A 19137-nucleotide genomic window follows, 5' to 3' on the forward strand; every position below is an offset into this window, starting at 1 on the left:
CCGTCGGCGAAGAACGGGCCCTGGGCGTCCTCGATCGATACGATCACCCATAAGCCCAGCACCGCGCCGGTCCCGGCGACCAGGTCGAGCGGCCGCCCCGCGTCGGCGAGGGCGCGCAGCCGGTCGAGCGCACGGGCGTCGCCACCTATCTGGCCTGGATTGCCCATCTGGCCCGGATAGAGCGTGCCATCGAGGTCGATGGTGGCCGCCTCGCGGCCGGTGAACTGGATCGCCTCGGCGCGGCCGATGCGGGCGTGCGCCGACCAACGCCAGCGATCGGCGCGGCGCAGTTGGTCGTAGCTGGCCGCGCCGACCTCGAACCGCACCCCGCCCAGAGACAACAGCATCGCCGACCTCAATCGAACAGCCGGGCGCGCAGGGTGCTCGCCAGTTCTTGGTTGATGGCCTCGAACTCCTCACGGATGCGCGCGCGCAAGGCCGCGTCGTCGCCCTGCCCGGCACCGGCGTCGATGCGGATGTCCTGGCGGATCGTCACCTGCACCGCCCCCGAGGCGGCGGCGGGCGGCGGCGGCGCCGCACCCCCCTGCCCCCGCGCGTCCATATCGGCCAGGGTCGGCCGCGGCACCGGCTGTGTGAAAGATGGCACAACCGGCGGCGTAACCGACGCCACCGCCACCGGGCGCGCCTCGGCCCGCACCGGGATGGCCATCTCCGGCACTGCGGCCAGGCGGGGCACGGGGATGGTCGCGCGCTCGGCGACCGCGGTGCCCGACGCCACCGCGCTCATCATGGCGCCGGCCATCGCCCGCTTGAGCGGCACCGGATTGACCGCTGCGGCGACCGTCTCGCCGATCTTGACCCGGTCCAGGTCGGCCAGCGGGCCGGTGCGCGCCGGACTGAACGGCAAGAAGTCGCGGACCATTTGCGCCAGCCCGCCCATGACCCGTTCGATCCCGGCTCTGGCCGCGGCCACGCCCCGGCGCAGACCGTCGAGGATCGCCCCGCCGACACCCGACAGATCGGGCGTCACCGCCCGCGCCAACCGCGCGCCGAGCCCCGAGACCGCCGACCACAGCCGCCGGGCGAGCCCGGTATAGAAGCCCGCCAGGGGCTGCCAGGCGCGCACCACCAAGCCTAAAGGCTGCCAGGACAGGAGCCGCTTGAAGCGCCCCCACAGAGCGGCCGCACCGTCGCCAACCCCTTTCCAGAGGCCGACGAAGAAGCTCTTGATCGGCCGAAAGGCGCGGACCATTTGCGCCAGCCCGCCCATGACCCGTTCGATCCCGGCCCTGGCCGCGGCCACGCCCCGGCGCAGACCGTCGAGGATCGCCCCGCCGACACCCGACAGATCGGGCGTCACCGCCTGCGCCAACCGCGCGCCGAGCCCCGAGACCACCGACCACAGCCGCCGGGCGAGCCCGCTATAGAAGCCCGCCAGGGGCTGCCAGGCGCGCACCACCAAGCCCAAAGGCTGCCAGGACAGGAGCCGCTTGAAGCGCCCCCACAGAGCGGCCGCGCCGTCGCCAACCCCTCTCCAGAGGCCGACGAAGAAGCTCTTGATCGGCGTCCAATACCGGATCAGCAATGCCGCGCCACCGGCAATCCCCGCGACCGCCAGGCCGATGGGGTTGGTCATCATCGCCACCGTCACCGCCTTGAGCGAGCCGGCAAGCGTCGCCAGGGCCGGCACGGCCCGCACCAACACCGCGCGCGAGAACGCCGCCACGCCCGCCACCGCCCGGCCGGCCAGGGCTCGGCTCGTGACCAGCGCGGCAACGGCGTTGGCCTTGAGCGCACCGGTCATCAACACCGCCTGCATCCGCGCGCCCAGCAGCGCAGCGCGCGTGGTCGCCAGGCTCGGCACCAGGCGGCGCAGACCAGCCGCCGCCAAAGCGGTCATCGACGCCGTCACCCGGACCAGAGCGCCGACGAGCCCCAGCGTGGCGGTCACCGTGGTGGCCAGGGCGGCGACCATCGGCCCGGCCACATAACCGCCCACCAGCACCAACGCCCCCTGCACCGGCCCGCCGACCAGATCGGACAGATCCCGGAACCCCGCCCACAAGCCCGACAGCGTCTGCGAGACGCCGCGCAAGCTGGCGCGCAGCTCCGATTGCGGGTTCTGCAGGTCGCGCCACGCCTGGCCCAACCGAGCGAGGCCGGCGCGCAGGCGCGCCGCCCACTCAGCCACCCCGGTCTTGACCAGGGCGCGGTTGGCGACGACCCAGCGGGTCATGGCGTCCATGGTCCGGCCGACCACCGGCAACAGCTCGGCACCCACGATGTTGCGCACGCCCTGGAGCGCCGAGCCCAGATTGGTCTGACTGTCGGCGAAGGCTTCAGACGCGCGCACCAGGTCAGCACTCATCACCAGCCCCAGATCGCGGGCCTGGCGGCGCAGGTCCGACAGGCCCGCCGAGCCGCCGGCGAGCATCTGGACCATCGACACGCCTTCGCTGTCGAACAGCTTGAAGGCCAAGCGCACCCGCTCGCTCTGGCTGGCCACGCCCTGGAGCGCGTCGGCGAGCGCGGCCATCTGCCGGTCGGGGGTCAGGGCGCCGAGCGCCCGGGCGTCGAGGCCCAGCGCGGCGATGGCGTCTCGGGCCTCGCCGGTGCCCTGGGCCGCCTCGGCCACCCGGCGGACCATGCGTTGAGTGGCCAGGTCGAAGGTGCGTTGGGCGACACCCGAGCGCTCGGCGGCATAGCGCAGTTCCTGCAACGCCTCGGCGCCTATGCCCAGGCGCAAGGCGGTCTTGCCCACCTGGTCGCCGAGTTCGGCCGTGCGGGTGGTCAGGACGCCGAGGCCGGCGACCAGCCCGCCACCGCCGAGCCCGACCATGGCGCCCAGGCCCGACAGCCGGCCCATGCTCGCCGCCACGCCGCCCGACAGGCCGCGCAGCGAGCGGCTGAGGGCCGCGGTCTGGCGTTGCAGGCTGCGCAGGCCGGTGGCCTCGGACAGGCTGTCGACCGAGCGACGCACCCGGCGAACCGGCCGTACCATCGAGGAGATCGCCTCGTTCATGCGCCGCACCGGCCGGGTCACCCGGTCGATGGCGGCGATGTTGACCGCCGCTTCCGCGACTTTGCGGGTCATGCGGGTCTCCTTGCCGCCGCGTGGGCCAGCGCCAGGTCATGCCAGGCGAGCACCTCGTCCAGCTCCATGGTCGCCAGCGCGTCGAGGCCGGTGTGGAAGGTCATCGACAGGTCGGCGATCACGGCGCGGAGGTTGGCAGGGATGCGTCCACAAAAGGGCCGATCCGGCCCACCAGCGCCATCAGGTCGCGCAGCGCCAGGCGCGCCAGTTCGTCCTCGGTCAGCCGGGCACAGCGGCGCGCGATCTCCGCCTGCCAGCCGAGCGGGTCCTCGGCCATGTTGACGCGGCGCGACGCGGCCAGGGCGTCGCCGGCGCGCGGACACCGCAGGGTCAGCCGGGTCAGGGTCTCGCCGGCATCGTCGGTGATCGCCTCGCTCAACGTCACCACCAGATCGGGGTCGGCGGTCGGAGCGGTCTTGCCAGCCTCGGCGGTCTTGGAGGGCGTCTCGGTCTTGGGATCGGTCATCGGGTGTCTCCGGGATCAGGGATAGCGAGGGTGCGGATCAGATACCGAGCGCCTGGCGATGGGCGGCCAGTTGGTCCTGGCCGCCGACGATGCGCTTGCCGCCGGGCACGTCGATCTCCCAGATCGTCTCGCCGGCGAGGGTGAGCTTGTAGTAGTGGACCGCCAGGGTCAGCGTGGTCTGGGTCTGTTCGCCGGGCTTCCAGGCGCCCAGGTCCGGGCTCTTGATCAGGCCGCGCAGATTGGCCCGGCCCGGGGTCGCTTGTTCGCCGCCCTGGCGCGAGAACGAGCCGCGCATGGTCACCCCCACGTCGGGCTGGCCGAACAGCTTGAGCACCGCCTTCTCGATGCCGCCGAGTTCGATAGTGGCTTCGAGCGGTTCGAGGCCCATGTCCACTTCGACCGAGCCGTCCATGCCGCCGCCGCGAAAGCTCTCGGTGACCAGCGTCGGCACTGGCAGGGTCTGGTTAGTCATCCGGCCCGAATAGTCGATGGTGTCGATGAACACGGTGCCCGACTTGAGCAACAGCGGTTGGGTGGTCATGCCTCGATCTCCGTGAAGCGGTTGGTCAGTGCGGTGCGGAAGGTGATGGTCTCGGCGGGCTCCACCGCGTCGAAGCTGACGTCGAGATAGAGCCGGCCGGTACTCAGGCTCTGCGGGGTGTTGAGCTCGGGGTTGGCGAACACCGCAAAGCCGCGGATGGCGCCTTGGGCCTCCAGCCCGCGCAGGAACGCGGCGACGCTCTCGACCAGCTCGTCGATCAGCCCTTGGGTGAGCGGCCGGTCGAGTTGGTCCAGAAAACCGGTCGCCAGGGTCTCCTCGATGGCGTCGCGGCTGCGCACCACCGACAGGAAGGCGCCGGGCTGGTCGCCCGACAAGGTGCGGTTGCCCCACAAGCGGAAGCCGTCGCGCCGGACGATCGCCGCGAGCCCGGCGCGGTTGAGGTGCAGGGCGCGGGCATTGGGGTCGCCCGGCGCCAGGTCGATGGCGCGCGCGGTGCCGACGACGCCGGCGAGCGTCTTGTTCGACGGGCTGTGCCACCAGCCGAGTTGCTGGTCGACGCGCGCGATCAGCCCGGCGACCCGCGCCGAGGCGGGCTCGGCCACCACCTCGCCGTCGCGGCTGACCAGCACCTGCGGCTCGACCGCGAACACCCGCTCATCGCCCCAATCGCCGGCATAGGCCAGCGCCTCGGCGTCGGTGGTCGAGGGCGCATCGGCGACCACCACGGCGCGCAACCGGGCGGCCAAGCCAGCCAGTTCGGCGACCACCGGGTTGGCGGTGCCCGGACTGCCCGGGCCCTCGGGGTCGCTTCCCTCGCCCGGCGCGCCGCGCTGGTGGGTGAAGCCCGGTGCGCACAGCACCCGCGGCTTGACGCCGAGGCGCGCTTCGGCGGCGAGGAAGGCGTGGGCGCCGCGATAGCCGTCGGCGTCGTCGAGCCCGCCGATCACATTGGCCCGGGTCTCGGCGCCGTCGGGTCCGTCGGCGCCTTCAGCGACGCGCACGACCACGACGGCGGCGCCGATCTGGTCGAAGATGCCGTCGATGGCGGCGGGCAAGGTGCCGGCGCCGTCGCCGGCGGTATCGAGCCGGGCGGCGGCGGTGCGGTTGCCGGTGACCAGCACCGGGGTGTCGAGGGGAAAGGCGCTGTCGTCGGCGTCGGGCGCGGTGCCGATCAGGCCGATGACGCTCGACGACGCCATGGTGAGCGGGCGCACCGGCTCTTCGCGCGCTTGGACGAACACGCCGTGGAACGGCTCTGCCATGAGGGCTCTCCTTGTCAGCAGGCACAAAAAAACCCGGCACAAGCCGGGCGGTCGGGAAACCAGAGGAACGGTCGGGCTCAGACAGGCTCGCTGTTCGCCAGGGCGGCATAGGCGGCGTCGAAGGCGTCGGCCAAGTCGATGGCGGCCAGTGCCTCGGCGTCCTCGGCCGCGTCGATCTGCTCGGCCACCTGGCGCTCGGCGCGAAAACACCTGTCCACATGCGCCGCCACCGCCTGGGCGATGGGCGCGATCTGCGCCAGCGTGGCCTCGCGCACCCAGCCCGAGGGCGTCTTGAAATCCGTGGCGTCGATCAGCCCGGCCTGGAGCGCCTGATAGGCGCCGTGGACCATGGACTGGTCTTCGCGGCCCGTGGGCACGGTCGTGCCGTCGGCGAGCACGGTGCCGCCGGTCTCCCGCCGCCAGCGCAAGGTGGCCAGGTCGGCCTGCATCTCGGCGCGGATCGTCTCCGTCGGCCGCGCGTAGACCTGCCACCGTTGGACGAGCCGGCCGCTGGCGGCGTCACGCACGGGCGGGCGCTCGGCCACGCCTTGGGTGCGGCGGTCGTGCGCGGGCTTCGGCTGCGGGGCGACCGGCTCGACCAGGTGGTCCGGCAGGGCGAGGTTGGCGATGTGCACCGGCAGCAGCGGCCATTGCACCACTGCCCCCGCCTCGTCGATACGGGCATAGATGGTCTGCATGGATGGCTCCTATTCGAAGATATGGACGGCACCAGTGAAGCCGTCGTAACGGACATTTGACACCGCGACGGTTTTGCCGTCAGCGCTAAGGGCGGAGTCACCAAACTCACTGATTTCGCCGCCGAGCGCCAAATCTGCCACCTTGCGCCATGACGACGATCCTGTGCGTTCGAAAATGCTGTTGGCAATCACGGCCACCTGAGCGTCGGCACTGAGGGACAGCACCCCGCGGACATCGTTGCCGTCCGGGTCGGTGACCTTGGTTACTTGTACCCAATCAGATTGATTGGGCGACGAGCGCTCAAAGACGTAGGTGGCTGACGCCGAGGAGATCACTGCATAGGTGCCGCTACCGTCGACAGCCACCTGAGCGCCAAAAGAGGAGGCGCCGTCTTGCAGCACCAACGTGGCGGTCGGGGTCCAAGCGGCCCGACGCTCGAAGACATGCACTGCACCGCCATTTTCTTCTCCCGGTGCGCCCACCAGTAGTGTCTCGGCATCCTGGTCGATCGCCAACGATTGCCCGAAATGACCGTCGACCGGCACACCTGGTGCATGCAGGATATCCATTTCTTCCAACTTAGCGTCGGGTGGGGTCGTATACAAATACACGCGCCCTTGATCACGGGCACCCGGCGCGCCGACGGCGACCAGCGTGCCGTCCCCGCTAACGGCCAGCGAGCTTCCGAAGAAGAATTGTTTAATTTCGATCCCTGGCGTCACTAAATACTGCCACCAGCTGCCATCGCCCCTCCGTTGACTTACATACACATTGCCAATGTTGCTGTTGCCGAAACGGTCACCTGTACGCGGTGCGCCAGCCAAGACCAAATCGCCGGCACCGGAAATTGCGACAGTCCTTCCGAGATAAATGTATGATGTCGTCCCGCCGGGAGAATTCGTCAGGACCTCGGCCCAGGCACCATCGGAACCGCGCTCGAAGATGTAATAGGACCCGGCATCGGTCCGGGGGCTATTGGTATACGGGGCGCCCATCACCAGCACGGTGCCGGTCCTATTGATGGCAACGCTGGTGCCGAAACGCCCGTCCATGTACACATTACTCCCGGTCAGCTTCGCCACTTCCCGTTTTGGTACGAAACTGTCAGCAGTCCCGAACGTAATCGTCGGCGACCAGGGCGAGGCGCCGAGCGCAGCGCCGTGATGACGGGCGCGCACATGGTAGGTGGTGGCCGTGTCCAAAGCCCCGGCCGGCACCGACACGCTGGTCAGCGCCTCGGTGTCGGCCAGGCTCTCCCAGACGAGATCGGCAAAGCCCGGATCGGTGGCAACCTGCCAGTCTGTGCTGGCGTGGGTGTCCGCATTGGCCGGATACGCCCCGAACGGCGTGGTGGCCAGCAGCGGTGCGGCGCCCACATCGCTGGCGCCCTCGGCCGGGGTGGCCATGGTCGGCTGGGCGATGGAGGTCTCGCCCACCGCGAGCGTGACGGTCTGGGCAGCGCCGTCGCGGGTGACGGTGAGGTCGAGCGCTCCGGGTGCGGCGTCGGCCGGCACATCCAGGGTGAGCGTGGCGCCGTCGCGGGTCAGCGTGCCCAGGCTGGCCGACGCCTCATAGACCGCCAGGCTGTGATAGTCGGTGATCGTGTAGCGGTGACGGGCCCCCGGCATCACCGTGCCCGGGCCGTCGAGGCTGACCCGGCCGAGGGCGGCCTGGCGCAAGGTGTCCAGCGTCTCGGCAGTCTGGTCGCGCAGGGCATCGAGGTCGGCCTGGGTGGCGAGCACCAGGCTGTCGCTGATCTCGGCGGTGACCGTCTCGGCCTGGTCGATCACCGTGATCAGGCGGATGATCTGCTCGACCATGGTGGCACCGCTGGCGGCCGGCAGGAAATCCGAGCGGTCGCCGGCATTGGCATAAGCGTAAAGGCGGTCCTCGTCGGTCGCGGGGTCGCGGGCAAAGAGGCCGATCTCGCGCACGAAGAAGCCCTGCTCGACGCCGGCATTGGTGAGGATCACCTCGACCGAGGCGGTGCCGTCGCCGGGCGTGTCCATCTTGGCGATCGCCAGGCTGCGGCGCTCGTCGACCAAGGCGGTCAAGCCCTCGGCGTCGGCCGGTACCTGGCCGGTGCCAACGGCCGCCCGGGTGAAGGTGAGCGGCTGGCCGATCAGCGCGCGGGTGAGGATCTGTCGGCCGGCACGGGTCAAGATCAGGCCGGGGAAGTCAGCCATTTGCGGGTCTCCCGATGGTGAGGCGATGGGCGGTGCGGACCCGGCCGCCGGCGTGCAGGGCGGCCGGAGCGACGGCGGGCGCCAGGGTGGCCGGGCGCAGGGTCAGGCGGGTGCCGGTGCGGGCCAGGGCCGCGACGCCCAGGCGCGCCGGGCGCGGCGCAGGGTCAAGGCGCGGTCGGATCGCGAGCCGGGTGCCGGTGTGGGCGGCGAGGCCCAGCCAGCGCCGCGCGGTGGCCCGGCGGTCGATCTGTACCGCCACCAGGTGGGAGCGGGCGGGCTTCATGGCATCCACCAGGCCCAGCAGGCGACGCAGCGTCTCCGCGCCGTCGAGGCGCGCCGAGACGCGCACCTTGAAAGTGTGGGCGGGGCCGCCCGTGTCCCAGGGCTCCAGCACCTCGCCGGCACCGAACACCGTCTCGACCGCCTGGCGCACGGCCGCCGGCGTGCCCTTGCGTGCGTGCAGGTCGACGCTGGCGGCGGTGAGCGCGCGGCGCTCGGCCTCGCCGGCGGCATAGTCCCAAAGCTCGTCCACCGACAGCGCCCAGGCCAGGAACGGCAGCGCTTCGGCCGGGCAGGTCTCGGGCCGCCACAGGTCGCCGATCGGCACCGGCACCCGGTCGAGCCGGGCGAGCGCCCGGTCGGCGGCGCGTTCCAGGTCGGTCGACGCCGCCGGCAGGAGCTCGGTCATCGCCCCACCTCGACGCGCAGACCGTCGAGCACCGGCGCCTCGTCGGTGGCGGGGTGGAGGTCGGCGGCCGGCGCGATCAGGTCGACGCTCTCGACACCGTCGCAATGCAGCGCGCCGATCAGGCCCGAGCGCGCCACCACCCGGCCCAGGTCCGCGCGCGAGGCGGCATAAGCCGCGACCGCCGCACGCGCTGCCGCCGACACCACCGCCGGGTCGGGCCCGGCGAGCAGGGTCAGCCGGGCCTCGACCTGGTAGCCCACGCGCCGGGCGGCGGCGACCCGGACCTGGTCGGTGAGCGGGCGCACATGGTCCGCGTTGACCGCGCGCGCCACGGCGTCGAGCAACGGCTCGACCGCCACGCCCTCGCCCGGCAGCACATGCACCACCACCTCGCCCGGCGCCGGGCTCGCCACCGCCGCCGAGGCGACGCCGTCGACGGCGAGCGCGTGGGAGACATAGGCCGCGCGCGGGCCGGCCGTGGTCATCCCTTCGAGCGCCAGGACCACCCGGCCACGCAGCGCCTCGTCGTCCTCGATCACCGGCGGGCGCGGCGGCCGGGCGTCGGGGTCGCCGAGCACCAGGGTCTTGCGCACCACGCCGAAGAGGGCGGCCAGATGGTCGAGATTGGCGCCGGTGGCGAAGGCGACCATGGACTGACGCGCCGCCGCGTTGACCCGGGCACGCAGGGCCAGTTCGCGATAGGCCGCGGCCTGCAGGATCTTGGCCGCGGGGTCGCTGTCGCGCAGGTCGAGGTCGGGCATCTCCCGGCGCACGGCCGCGACCAGATCGGCGAAGATGGTGTCGAAGTCGAGCGGCTCGACCACGTCGGGCGGCGGCAGGCGGGCCAGGTCGATGGCGGTCATCGGATCACGATCCCGTCGAGGCTGAGGGCGCGACCGTCGGGCAGATAGGTGAGGTCCAGGCCGATCTCGATGCGGCCCGGCGCGACCCGTGCCACCCGCACCCGGCGCAGCGCCACCCGGTCTTCCAGGGTGCGCAAGGCGTGCGCGGTCTCGGCCACGATCTCGGCGCGCAGGCCGGGATCGTCGGGGCGGTCGACCAGGGCGGGCAGACCCGAACCATAGTCGCCGCGCATCACCCGCTCGCCCGGGCGCGTGGTCAGGATGTCGACGATCGACTGGCGCACATGGGCGACACCGCCGAGCGCGCGGCCGGTCTCGCGGTCCATGCCGGTCATGGGGCGGCCTCCGATCCTTGGGGCTGGGTCATTGGGTGCGGTTGCGGGCGCTGTAGACGGCACCGCCGGGCGCCGCCTCGCCGGCGTCGAAGCTGCCGCGCGCCGCCGAGGTGGGTTGGCCGGCCTTGGCCGAGACATGGGTGTGGCCGTCGAGCCAGGGCTTGAGCCGGTCGACCACCCAGCGGCCGAGCCGCTCGCCGAGCACCACGGGTTCGAGCGCATCGTCGCGGCCCAGATCGACCGCCGGCGCAGCCACCGTCACCGGCCCCGCGCAGGTCACGGTCAGGCGCGCGCCCTCGCCCGGCTGGCTGACGCTGAGATGGTGCGCCTCGGCGTCGTAACGCAGGTCGGTGCCATCGGCGAAGCGCATGGCCGCCACCTGCGGTTCGGCCGCCGGCGCGCTGTCGGCGCCGTAGAGCGCGCCCAGGACGACGCCCTGGCGCGGGTCGCCGCCGGGGTTGAGCACCAGCACCTGTTCGTCGACGCTCGGCGGGTGCCAAGTGGCGTCGTCGCCGGCGCGCGCCGCCATCCAGGGCAGCCAGTCGCTCTCCAGCCCACCCGCGCCGAACGCCACGCGCACCCGTGGCGGGTCCGAGCGTACCGCCGTCACCACGCCCGGGCGCGCCAGATTGGCCAGGGCCCGTTCGAGCGCGCCCAGCCGGCGGTGCACGCCGCCCCAGGCGTCAGCCCAGCTGTCGATAGTCATCGATCGCATCCGGGCCAAAGGGGGCGCCCACATTGACCCGCAGATCCGACAGCAAGGCCGGGGCGGCGTCGCGCGCCTGGACATAGCGCACCTCGAAGGTGAGCCCGGTGGCAAGCACCGGCCGGTCGGCGTCGCCGTCGAGGCCCACCTCGGTCTCGATCCAGGTCATGTCCTCCACCAGTCCACCCAGGCTGGGGTCGGCACGGAACAGCGCCAGCACCTGGGCGACCAGATAGTCGAGCGCGTCGTCGGCCTCGGCACCGGCGCCGAACACTTCCACCGACAGCGCCAGGCGGACCCGCCAATGGTCGGCGAACAGGCCGCCGTCGCCCTCGCCTTGCGGGGTCTCGCCGAGGGTGTAGACGCCGACGGCCGGCAGGGCCTCGACGGCGAGCGGGCGCACCCGGTTGGGATAAACCCGCGCGCGCGGCAGGGTCGGATAGCGGTCCGGGTCGGCGTCGCGCAGCCGGGCGCAGACCGCGTGGCGCACATGATAGGCGGTGGTCATCAAGGCATCCCTCAAACGGGCCAGGCGCCGGGATCGGCGGGCGGGCCTTGGGCGGGGGCGTCGAGCCGGTGCAGGTCGAGGCGCTGGCCGCCATGGCCGTCGGGCCGGAGGCACGCCACGCGCCAGGCCCGCCCGGCCACCTCGACCCGGTCGCCGGGGGCCGCGCCCTCGGGCAGCGGGCCGTGGACGAACAGCACCGGCCGGGTCGCCGCGACCGCGGCGCGCTCGGCCACGTCGATCTCGGCATAGGCCTCGTGGAACACGCCCTGGAGCGCCACGGGCCCGGCCCCGCCGACGCAGTAGCGGGCCGGTTCGGCCATGGCGCGGTCGACCGCGCGGGCCGCCGTGGCACTCAGCCGGGCGAAGCGGCTGGTCAGGCCGGTCATGGCGATCAGCTCTTGGTCAGCTTGATCACCGCCTGGGGGTGAGTGTTGAGCCAGATCGGGTTCGATTCCGCCACCATGTCGACCCAGCGGCCGTGGTCGCGGTCGAGCCCGCGGGTGATCGACAACCGCCGGCCCGGCGCATTGACGCTGTCGAAGGTGCCCGCCGGCGTCCAGTAGACCCGGAACATGCCGGCCACGCCCAGGGGCACCGCATAGGCTTCGTCCGGGGCGATCCGGTCGGGCAGCCCGGCCGCGGCGGTGTCGCGATAGCGGCGGATGTCGTCGAAGCTGCCGAAGGCGAACGGCGCGCTCGACGGGTCCTCGCGCAGCACCCGGGCGGCGGCGTGGTTCTTGAAGGTGTCGGCGACGCTGTCATGCTCGACGAAGGCGTCGTACCAGTCGCGCCCGGCGATCACGCCGATGCGGTCATAGGGCAAGCCGCCCAAGGCATCGTCGATCTTGTCCTTCACCTTGCGGGTCAGGGCGTTGAGCTTGGTGGCGCCGGCCGACAGCTTGAAGTCGACGCTTTGCTGGGTGACGTCGAGCCGGTCGAAGAAGTCGAAGAGGGTCGAGCCGTCGGTGTCGAGCACCCGGCCCTTGAGCATGCCGATGCGGTGCATCTCGAAGGTCAGGTCATAGTCGTCGTTGAACGCCGCCAGGGTGTCGTTGACCACCCGCGCGAGCGTCTGCAACTGGGTCTCGCCGGGGCGGCGGCGGTTCTGGACCTGGTCGGCGTAGAGGCGCTTGGTGGCCGGGATATGCACCGAGCCGAGCGGGAACGCCGCGCCGCGCGGCCGGTCGGCGATCACCTGGGGCGCGCCGTGGCGCGGCTGGGTGGACAACACGCCGATGCGGCCCTGGTCGATCTCCACCTGGATGGCGCTGGTGGTCGGCCATGCCGGCTGGATCGAGCCGGCGAGCAGGCTGCCGACCATGTGCGGGCGGAAGGGCACCCGCTCGACCGTCTGGGCCAGCCAGCTGTTGGTGAAGGTGCCTTCGAAGGCGTCGATGATCTCCATGGGAGGGCTCCAATAAAAACCCCCACGAGCCGGCGGCGCGCGGGGGCGAAGGGACACAACGGATGGGCGTGGATCAGGCGCGCACGATCAGCCCGGCTTGGGCCAGGTCGTCGGCGATGGCGGCGCGGTCGGCCGCACTCAGCCCCTCGGGCCAGCCGAGGCGCGCGCCATAGACCTCACCATCGCGCACGATCAGACCGACCTCGACGGGGCCGGCGGTGCTGTCGGCCGCCGCGCACAGCACCGCAGCGGCGGTCTCGCGGCCGTCGTCGGCGGTCGGGTCGAGGGGCGCGTAGGTGCCGCTGGCGGCGACCCGGGCCAGGATCGTACCGACAGCCAGGCGGTGGCCCGCGTCCAGAACGCCCGTGCTGCGGCTGCGCGTGCCGGCCGCCTCGCTCAGCAGGAAGGCCAGCGAGCCGTGGCTCTCGTGGGTCATCGGCGTCATCGGGTATCTCCTCAGTTGGCTTCCAGCTCGGCGAAGGTGACCGCGCCTGAGGCGCGGGCGCGGCGTGCCAGGTCGGCCTCGGCGGCTTGGGCCAGGTCGCCCTGGCCCTCGCCGGCCCCGGGCGCGAGGCGCGCCGGCGTGTCGGGGGCGCTATGGTCGGCCAGCCAGTCGAAGGCGCGGGCATAGGCCTCGCCCGGGCTCAGCCCCTCGGCGATATAGGCGCGCGCCTGCTCGGCGGCGGGGAAGTCGGGGTTGAGCCCCCGCACCCGCTCGCACAGGGCGTGGATCTCGCCGCACGCGCCCACCTGCGCCTCGACCGCCGAAAGCGGCGCGCCGGCGCGGATCAGCCCGGCGGCCAGATGCGCCACGCCCTTGTCGGCGCACAGTTGCGCCACCGCCGCCGGGTCGGCTGCGGGTTCAGCGGCGGTCGTGGAAGTGGGGGCGGGATCGGGCGCCGCCGGCGGCGCGGGGTGCGCCGTGGACGGGTCTGCGGGCTGGGCGCTGGGCTGGGGATCGCTGCTGTCGGACATGGTCGGGGTCTCCTCGGTTACGGTTGTCGCCTGGGGTTGCGGGACGTCGACGCGGGCCTGGAGGCGCGCCAGGGTCTCGTCGCGGCTGGCCAGCCGGTCGGCCATGCCGGCGTCGACCGCCGCCTGGCCGGTCACGATGCCGCCGCGCCCGAAGCCGGTGCGCACCCGCTCGGCAGTCACGCCGCGGCCTTCGGCCACCGCCTCGACGAACAGCGCCTCGATGGCATCAAGGCGTTGGCGCACCGTCTTGCTGCCCGCCTCGGTCTCGGGGTCGGGGCGCTTGTCCGGCGCCCCCGACGAGACGATCTCGAAGGCCATCTCGCCCCGGCCGTCGGGGGCCAGTTGCTTGGGCAGCGTCGCCACCACGCCGATCGAGCCCACGCCGGCGGTGCGCGTCAGCGCGATCTCGCCGGCGGCCGCCGCCAGCCAATAGGCGGCGCTGGCCGCCGTACCGGTCACCTGCGCCACCACCGGCTTGGTGCGACCAACCGCCCGGATCGTGCGGGCCAGCTCGTCGACGCCGGTCACCGCGCCACCGGGGCTGTCGATCTCCAACAGGATCGCGCCCACATCGGCGCGCCGCGCCAGGGCGTCGAGCCGGGCGGCCATGTCCTGGCACGACACGCCGCCGCACACATCGGTGAACAGATTGGCGCGTGGAAAGATCGGCCCCAATAGCTCGACCACCGCCACGCCCCGGTGCACCGGCGTCTCGTCGGCCCGGTCGCGGCTCATCCGCTCGGCGTCGGCGAACGCCGTATCGGGGCGCTCAGGCGACGGCGCATAGGCGGCCAGCTCGCCCGGCCGGGCGAGCGCCTGTGCCCAGGCGCGCAGATGGTCGGCCGACTGCACCGCCCAGGCCTCGCCGGCCAGGCTGGTCACATAGCGCCCGGCCCGGCCGCCGCCATGGGCCGCCGGCGTCGCTTGGCTCTCGGTCATGGTCTACTCCTCGTTGCGCGCCCGGTCGCCGCGCCGGGCGGCGTCCACCTCGCGGATATCGCCGCCGCGTTCGGCGATCTTCTGTTCGCGACTGGCCAGCCCGGCCTCGATCTCCTTGACCGCCGCGTCCACCTCCTGGACCGGGTGCAGGTAGCGAAACGCATGCGGGCGCCAGGCCACCGCCCGCGCCTGGCGGTCGCTCAGGCCCGCCGGCACCGCCAGGTCGAGCGGCCGCGCCGCCCACAACCGCCGCCACACCGGCCGGCAGAACTGCGCCACCAGGACATGGGCCTGGAGACGCTCCACCTTGCGGATCAGCCCGTTGAGCGCGGCGCGATAGGTGCGGTCGTTGATCTGGCCATAGTCGCCGGTCAGCTGCTCGTAGAGCACGCCGCCGGCCTGGGCGATCAGGCGCAATTGGGTGCGCATGAACACCTCATACTGCCCGCCCACGTCCTCGGGCTTGGAGAAGGTGATGTCCTGGCCGTCCTCCAGTACGGTGAAGGTGCCGGGCTCGATGGCGCGTTCCTCGGTCTCGTCGCCGAGCCCGCCGGCGTCGCTCTCGTCGATCGGCGCGCCGACCGCCGGCACCGCGCCGCCGTCGAGCGCCCGGCGGATCACGCCGACGAACATGGCGGCGTTCTTCTTGCGCACCAGTTCGGCGTCATCATAGTCGTCGAGGTCGCGCAGCTTGACCAACGCCCGGGTCAGCCGCGGCTCGCCGCGGACCTCGCCCGGCCGGCGCGGCAGATAGATGTGCAGCATCTCCGAAGCCGGCACCCGCACCGTCCGCCACCCATCGCCGCCCGCCCCGCCCGCGCCATGCGCATCGATCTCATGGGGGTGGTGGCGGTAGACGTGATAAGCGACGCGCCGGCCGATCGCGTCGAACTCGATGCCGTGGCGCACCGTATGGCCGGCGGCACCGCCGTCCTGCTGGTCGAGCGGCACCATCTCCGATTCCAGCACCTGGATCTGCACCGGGGCCGGCAGCCCGTCCGACAGCCGGCGCGGACGCAGGCGCACGAAGCACTCGCCGCCCTCGTACCAGGCACGGGTCACCAGCGCTTGCAGCGCATAGAAGTCGAGCACGCCGTCGGCATCGGCGCACTCGGCCCAGTCTTGCCACCAGTCGCTGAGGGCGGCGGCGAAGCCTTCGTCGGGCGCCTTGAACTGCGGCCGGATGCCGGACCCCACCAGATTGTCGGTGAACGCCTCGGCGGCCGTGTCGGCGATGCTGTTGCGTCGCAGCGCGCCCCGGCTGCGCCGGCGCACCAGCGCCAGGTCGCCGGCGGCCAGCGCATTGGGGCCGAAGTCTGCGGGCTCCCACTCGGCCGCGCGCCGGCCGCGCCCGGCGGCGTCATACCCCGCCGCCATCAGCACCGAGCGCATGGTCACAGCCCCTTGCGGGTGCGGGTGAGCACGCGGCGCGGGCCACATGCCCGGCCTTCGGCCTCGGCGATCCGGCGGGTCAGGTCGGCCGCCGCCCGGCGCATATCGTCATAGGAGCGGTAGACCACCCGCCGGTCGCCGAAGCGCACCTCGCTCACGCCCTCGGCCATGGCGGCCTCAAGCGCGTCGAGCCGGGCGCGCAGCGTCTCAATCGATCGCATCGCGTCATCTCCTCATCCGCCCGACCACCCGGGGCCCGCGCGTGCGCCGGCCGCCGGCCTGGGGGCTTGCTACGGCCTGGGTTGGCAGCGCCGACGGGCTGTGGGGCACGGGGACCGGCGACGCCGGCGCCTGGACCGGGCCTGCGCCGGCGCTCGCCGCAACCGGCGCCACCGACGGTGCCCGGCCCGTCTCAGCCGCTGCGGCCGTCGGCGCCACCGCGCCCTGCTCGGCGCATACCCGGTTGACCGACCAGCCGCCCTGGCGCAGCCCGCACAAGGCGGCATAGGCATAGACCCAGCAGTCCCAGGCCTCGTTGCGCACCCCGCCCCTGGGCCGCCAGCGGCGAACACTCTGCCCGCGCACCCGTTCGGTCACCGGGCGCTCGGCGGTCAGTTGGCGAAAGAACTCGGTGTCATAGTCGGCGGGGAAGTGGCACGCCCCTGGCCCCGCTTCGAGGCCGAAGCGCGGGAACAGCTCGTCCTTCGCCGTGTTCGGGTCGATGTTGTAGACCGGGTGGCCGCCCTTGGTGCGGGTCGACGGCTTGCGCGGCCACACCGGCCCGCGCCGACCGTTGCGCTGGCCGGCGCCGCGAATGCCCCAGACATTGCGCCGCGCCCGGGCGGTGCAGAAACCGTATGCCTGCTGGGTGCGGTGGCCCTGCGTATCCACCGCAGCCGCCTGGATCACCAGCGACGCGCCGTCCTGGCGCCTCCAGCGGTGCAGCAGCACCGCGTCGAGCCGCTCCCAGGGCTCGCCCGACGCCGTGTCGCCGACGATCACCTCGTGCCAGATCGACCAGCGCTCCTCGTCATAGCCCCAGCCGGTCACCTCCACCTCCAGGCGGTCGTCCTGGGTGTCGACCCCGGCGGTCAGCAGGCCCACGGTGGCGGGCACCTCGCCGGCGCGATAGTCGGCGCGCCGGCGCGCCGCCAGCGCCGAATGGTCGACCTCCTGGTCGGCCGGGGTCTCCCAGGTCTCGCCCAACACCGTGTTGACGAACACCTGCAAGCGCGCCGGGTCGTCCCGGGCCTCCAGGAACTCGCGCACCAGCACCGCCCAGCGCGCATTATAGAACAGGCTGTAGAGCGCCGAGATGTGAAAGCCCGCATGGCCCCGGCTGGGCCGCGTCGCCACCCAGCGCCCGCCGGCCACCATGTCCGCCTTGTGTGCCTCCTCGATCACGCAGCCGGCCGCCCGGCACACATAGTGCGCGGTCTCCGGGCGCGGCGTGCCGTCTTCGGCCTTGTCCCAGCGCAGGCCATAGGGTTTATCGGCCCCCCATTCCAGGCGCTGCCAGGCGCCGCAATGGGGGCACGCCACCTCGTAAACCCGCTGGTCGCTGTCGGCCCAACTGGCGTCGATGCGGCTTTGCCCCTTGGTGGTCGGCGTCGAGCCCAGGATGATCTTACGGTTCCAGAACCCCTGGGTGCGCTTCTCGCCCAATTGGATCTGGTCGCCCTCGTCCTGGTCGACGGGATAGGCATCGACCTCGTCGAAGGCGACCACCCGCACCGACAGACGCCGGAACTCATTGGGGCTCGACGCGCCCAGGAGCGACAGCGTGGCGCCGTTGCGAAACTGCTTCTTGCGGATCGTGAAGTTGGGGTCCTTGCCCTTCACCGGGCCGACGATCCGCGCCAAGGCCGGGCAGTCGCGCAGCATCGGCGCGATCTCGGTCTTGGCATAGTCCTCTGCGTCTTCGACCCGCGGCTGGACCACCACCATGGGCGAAGGGTCCTGGTGGATGAAATAGCCCACCGCCGCGTCGATCAGCTTGGTGTAGCCGACCCGCGCCGACTTCTTGATGGTGATGCGCTCGACCGTCGGGTCGGTGACCGCATCCAACAGCCCGATCTGGAACCCCCAGGGCCGGAACCGGCCGGTCTCGGCGCTGGTCTCCGCGCTCAACTTGAAGTGCTGGCGCGCCCACTGGCTCAGCGACAGCTTAGGCGGCGGCTTCAGGCTCTCCCGGCGGACCCGCGTCAGTGCCTCGTCAAGGCGCGCCCGGCCGGCGGGATATTGGGTCACCCGAGCCGCGGGTGTCGCGGTCATGGCGCCAGGCGATAAGCCGGCCTCATCGCCCGAGGGCCAGGCCCGCGCGGCGCATCATGGGGTCTTGGTGTCATAAGCCAGCCGCTCCAGCGCCTCGGTGACCGCCTCGCTCAGCAGCGCCTGGACGGCGGCCACGTCGGTCATCTGCGCCAGGCGCGGCGCCAGGCTCGTCGGGATCGCCAGCATGGCCGTGCGCACCTGGGCGTACTCCTTGGCCACCGCCGCGGCCACCGCCGACACGTCGACCACCGTCTCGGCGGCGCGGTCGTACTCCAGCTTACGCAGGGCGGCCAGATAGTTCTCCTTGACCGTCTCGGCCTCGAATTTGGTCAACAGCTCCGAACCGCCGAGCAGGTCGGCCAGCTCGGCCACCTCCGCGCGCACCGCCGCCGGTGTCAGCCCCAGCTCGGCAGACGCCGCAGCGACACCATCATCAGCGGCGACCGGCTCGCTGTCAGGGTGAGGACCGGTCGCCGGGCCGGTCTCGGGCGCCATCGCCGCTGGCGCGCGCTCGGGGGTCTGGTCGGGCTCGGCCTCGCCCGCGCCGGGCGCATCGGCCCCCTGCCCCGATCTGTTACCCCGGTTGTTACCCTTGTTACCCGAATTGTTACCCTGGCTGTTACCCTGGCCCGGTTTGTTACCCTCCCCAGGGTAACACAAGCCGGCCTCCCCCAGGCGTGCCCGGCTCGCCGCCACGTCCACGGACGAGCCCGAAAAAACCAGCAATCCCAATTGCTTCCAGCGCGTCACCGTCTTCCGGCTGACGCCCTGGCGGCGGGCGAACTCGGCCTGGCTGACCAGGTCGGTGTTACCCTTGTTACCCGTGTTACCCAGTTTTGGGCCCCTGAAAAATACCGATCCATCGCGATGCCGCGCACCCGT

General features: G+C 72.4%; 21 protein-coding genes. All 21 read right to left on the bottom strand.

Annotated elements, in window-relative coordinates:
* A partial coding sequence (locus tag EV659_RS14140) for a phage tail protein (protein ID WP_132709547.1) occupies positions 1–347 on the bottom strand: 347 nt, incomplete at its 3' end.
* A gap of 8 nt (positions 348–355) precedes the next feature.
* Positions 356–3055 (bottom strand): hypothetical protein, encoded by a 2700-nt coding sequence (locus EV659_RS14145; protein WP_132709548.1) that lies wholly within the window; start codon positions 3053–3055, stop codon positions 356–358.
* Entirely contained in the window at positions 3052–3177 is a 126-nt protein-coding gene (locus EV659_RS14150) for a GpE family phage tail protein (RefSeq protein ID WP_279388357.1), read from the bottom strand. Before EV659_RS14150 ends, EV659_RS14145 begins: the two co-directional genes overlap by 4 nt.
* Positions 3174–3521: a phage tail assembly protein gene (locus EV659_RS14155; protein ID WP_132709550.1), complete on the bottom strand. Its 348-nt coding sequence runs from the start codon at positions 3519–3521 to the stop codon at positions 3174–3176. Before EV659_RS14155 ends, EV659_RS14150 begins: the two co-directional genes overlap by 4 nt.
* Before the next feature lie 37 nt (positions 3522–3558).
* Positions 3559–4062 (bottom strand): phage major tail tube protein, encoded by a 504-nt coding sequence (locus EV659_RS14160; RefSeq protein WP_132709551.1) that lies wholly within the window; start codon positions 4060–4062, stop codon positions 3559–3561.
* Positions 4059–5285: a phage tail sheath subtilisin-like domain-containing protein gene (locus tag EV659_RS14165; RefSeq protein ID WP_132709552.1), complete on the bottom strand. Its 1227-nt coding sequence runs from the start codon at positions 5283–5285 to the stop codon at positions 4059–4061. Before EV659_RS14165 ends, EV659_RS14160 begins: the two co-directional genes overlap by 4 nt.
* 77 nt (positions 5286–5362) lie before the next feature.
* On the bottom strand, positions 5363–5983 hold the full coding sequence (locus EV659_RS14170) for a DUF4376 domain-containing protein (RefSeq protein ID WP_132709553.1): 621 nt from the start codon (positions 5981–5983) through the stop codon (positions 5363–5365).
* Positions 5984–5992: 9 nt separating this feature from the next.
* Complete coding sequence (locus EV659_RS14175; RefSeq protein ID WP_132709554.1) at positions 5993–8170, bottom strand: phage tail-collar fiber domain-containing protein; 2178 nt, start codon at positions 8168–8170, stop codon at positions 5993–5995.
* Positions 8163–8858, bottom strand: a complete 696-nt coding sequence (locus EV659_RS14180) for a phage tail protein I (protein ID WP_132709555.1) — start codon at positions 8856–8858, stop codon at positions 8163–8165. The genes EV659_RS14175 and EV659_RS14180 overlap by 8 nt, the downstream gene beginning before the upstream one ends.
* Positions 8855–9721: a baseplate assembly protein gene (locus tag EV659_RS14185; RefSeq protein ID WP_132709556.1), complete on the bottom strand. Its 867-nt coding sequence runs from the start codon at positions 9719–9721 to the stop codon at positions 8855–8857. The genes EV659_RS14180 and EV659_RS14185 overlap by 4 nt, the downstream gene beginning before the upstream one ends.
* A complete protein-coding gene (locus EV659_RS14190) occupies positions 9718–10056 on the bottom strand; it encodes a GPW/gp25 family protein (RefSeq protein WP_132709557.1) in 339 nt (112 codons plus the stop codon). Before EV659_RS14190 ends, EV659_RS14185 begins: the two co-directional genes overlap by 4 nt.
* Positions 10057–10084: 28 nt before the next feature.
* Positions 10085–10762 (bottom strand): phage baseplate assembly protein V, encoded by a 678-nt coding sequence (locus EV659_RS14195; RefSeq protein ID WP_165878923.1) that lies wholly within the window; start codon positions 10760–10762, stop codon positions 10085–10087.
* Complete coding sequence (locus EV659_RS14200; RefSeq protein WP_132709559.1) at positions 10740–11270, bottom strand: hypothetical protein; 531 nt, start codon at positions 11268–11270, stop codon at positions 10740–10742. Before EV659_RS14200 ends, EV659_RS14195 begins: the two co-directional genes overlap by 23 nt.
* Before the next feature lie 11 nt (positions 11271–11281).
* Complete coding sequence (locus EV659_RS14205) at positions 11282–11656, bottom strand: head-tail joining protein (protein WP_132709560.1); 375 nt, start codon at positions 11654–11656, stop codon at positions 11282–11284.
* A gap of 5 nt (positions 11657–11661) precedes the next feature.
* Positions 11662–12675: a major capsid protein gene (locus EV659_RS14210; RefSeq protein WP_132709561.1), complete on the bottom strand. Its 1014-nt coding sequence runs from the start codon at positions 12673–12675 to the stop codon at positions 11662–11664.
* 73 nt (positions 12676–12748) lie between these two features.
* Positions 12749–13120, bottom strand: a complete 372-nt coding sequence (locus EV659_RS14215) for a head decoration protein (protein ID WP_132709562.1) — start codon at positions 13118–13120, stop codon at positions 12749–12751.
* 11 nt (positions 13121–13131) lie between these two features.
* Positions 13132–14589 carry a S49 family peptidase gene (locus EV659_RS14220; RefSeq protein ID WP_132709563.1) on the bottom strand — a complete coding sequence of 486 codons (1458 nt, stop codon included), beginning with the start codon at positions 14587–14589 and terminating at the stop codon, positions 13132–13134.
* A gap of 3 nt (positions 14590–14592) precedes the next feature.
* Positions 14593–15981 carry a phage portal protein gene (locus EV659_RS14225; protein ID WP_165878924.1) on the bottom strand — a complete coding sequence of 463 codons (1389 nt, stop codon included), beginning with the start codon at positions 15979–15981 and terminating at the stop codon, positions 14593–14595.
* Positions 15982–15983: 2 nt separating this feature from the next.
* On the bottom strand, positions 15984–16202 hold the full coding sequence (locus EV659_RS14230) for a phage head-tail joining protein (protein ID WP_132709565.1): 219 nt from the start codon (positions 16200–16202) through the stop codon (positions 15984–15986).
* A gap of 4 nt (positions 16203–16206) precedes the next feature.
* Positions 16207–18255 carry a phage terminase large subunit family protein gene (locus EV659_RS14235; RefSeq protein ID WP_132709566.1) on the bottom strand — a complete coding sequence of 683 codons (2049 nt, stop codon included), beginning with the start codon at positions 18253–18255 and terminating at the stop codon, positions 16207–16209.
* Between the two features lie 54 nt (positions 18256–18309).
* A partial coding sequence (locus EV659_RS14770) for a hypothetical protein (protein WP_165878925.1) occupies positions 18310–19137 on the bottom strand: 828 nt, incomplete at its 5' end.

It is taken from the genome of Rhodothalassium salexigens DSM 2132 (assembly GCF_004341375.1).
GTDB lineage: Bacteria > Pseudomonadota > Alphaproteobacteria > Sphingomonadales > Rhodothalassiaceae > Rhodothalassium > Rhodothalassium salexigens.

What these genes read in the sequence shown, in the direction of transcription:
- EV659_RS14145 (WP_132709548.1), bottom strand. Translation starts at nt 3,055, where the DNA reads ATGACCCGCAAAGTCGCGGAAGCGGCGGTCAACATCGCCGCCATCGAC.
- EV659_RS14155 (WP_132709550.1), bottom strand. Translation starts at nt 3,521, where the DNA reads ATGACCGATCCCAAGACCGAGACGCCCTCCAAGACCGCCGAGGCTGGC.
- EV659_RS14160 (WP_132709551.1), bottom strand. Translation starts at nt 4,062, where the DNA reads ATGACCACCCAACCGCTGTTGCTCAAGTCGGGCACCGTGTTCATCGAC.
- EV659_RS14165 (WP_132709552.1), bottom strand. Translation starts at nt 5,285, where the DNA reads ATGGCAGAGCCGTTCCACGGCGTGTTCGTCCAAGCGCGCGAAGAGCCG.
- EV659_RS14170 (WP_132709553.1), bottom strand. Translation starts at nt 5,983, where the DNA reads ATGCAGACCATCTATGCCCGTATCGACGAGGCGGGGGCAGTGGTGCAA.
- EV659_RS14175 (WP_132709554.1), bottom strand. Translation starts at nt 8,170, where the DNA reads ATGGCTGACTTCCCCGGCCTGATCTTGACCCGTGCCGGCCGACAGATC.
- EV659_RS14180 (WP_132709555.1), bottom strand. Translation starts at nt 8,858, where the DNA reads ATGACCGAGCTCCTGCCGGCGGCGTCGACCGACCTGGAACGCGCCGCC.
- EV659_RS14185 (WP_132709556.1), bottom strand. Translation starts at nt 9,721, where the DNA reads ATGACCGCCATCGACCTGGCCCGCCTGCCGCCGCCCGACGTGGTCGAG.
- EV659_RS14190 (WP_132709557.1), bottom strand. Translation starts at nt 10,056, where the DNA reads ATGACCGGCATGGACCGCGAGACCGGCCGCGCGCTCGGCGGTGTCGCC.
- EV659_RS14195 (WP_165878923.1), bottom strand. Translation starts at nt 10,762, where the DNA reads ATGACTATCGACAGCTGGGCTGACGCCTGGGGCGGCGTGCACCGCCGG.
- EV659_RS14200 (WP_132709559.1), bottom strand. Translation starts at nt 11,270, where the DNA reads ATGACCACCGCCTATCATGTGCGCCACGCGGTCTGCGCCCGGCTGCGC.
- EV659_RS14205 (WP_132709560.1), bottom strand. Translation starts at nt 11,656, where the DNA reads ATGACCGGCCTGACCAGCCGCTTCGCCCGGCTGAGTGCCACGGCGGCC.
- EV659_RS14210 (WP_132709561.1), bottom strand. Translation starts at nt 12,675, where the DNA reads ATGGAGATCATCGACGCCTTCGAAGGCACCTTCACCAACAGCTGGCTG.
- EV659_RS14215 (WP_132709562.1), bottom strand. Translation starts at nt 13,120, where the DNA reads ATGACGCCGATGACCCACGAGAGCCACGGCTCGCTGGCCTTCCTGCTG.
- EV659_RS14220 (WP_132709563.1), bottom strand. Translation starts at nt 14,589, where the DNA reads ATGACCGAGAGCCAAGCGACGCCGGCGGCCCATGGCGGCGGCCGGGCC.
- EV659_RS14225 (WP_165878924.1), bottom strand. Translation starts at nt 15,981, where the DNA reads ATGCGCTCGGTGCTGATGGCGGCGGGGTATGACGCCGCCGGGCGCGGC.
- EV659_RS14230 (WP_132709565.1), bottom strand. Translation starts at nt 16,202, where the DNA reads ATGCGATCGATTGAGACGCTGCGCGCCCGGCTCGACGCGCTTGAGGCC.
- EV659_RS14235 (WP_132709566.1), bottom strand. Translation starts at nt 18,255, where the DNA reads ATGACCGCGACACCCGCGGCTCGGGTGACCCAATATCCCGCCGGCCGG.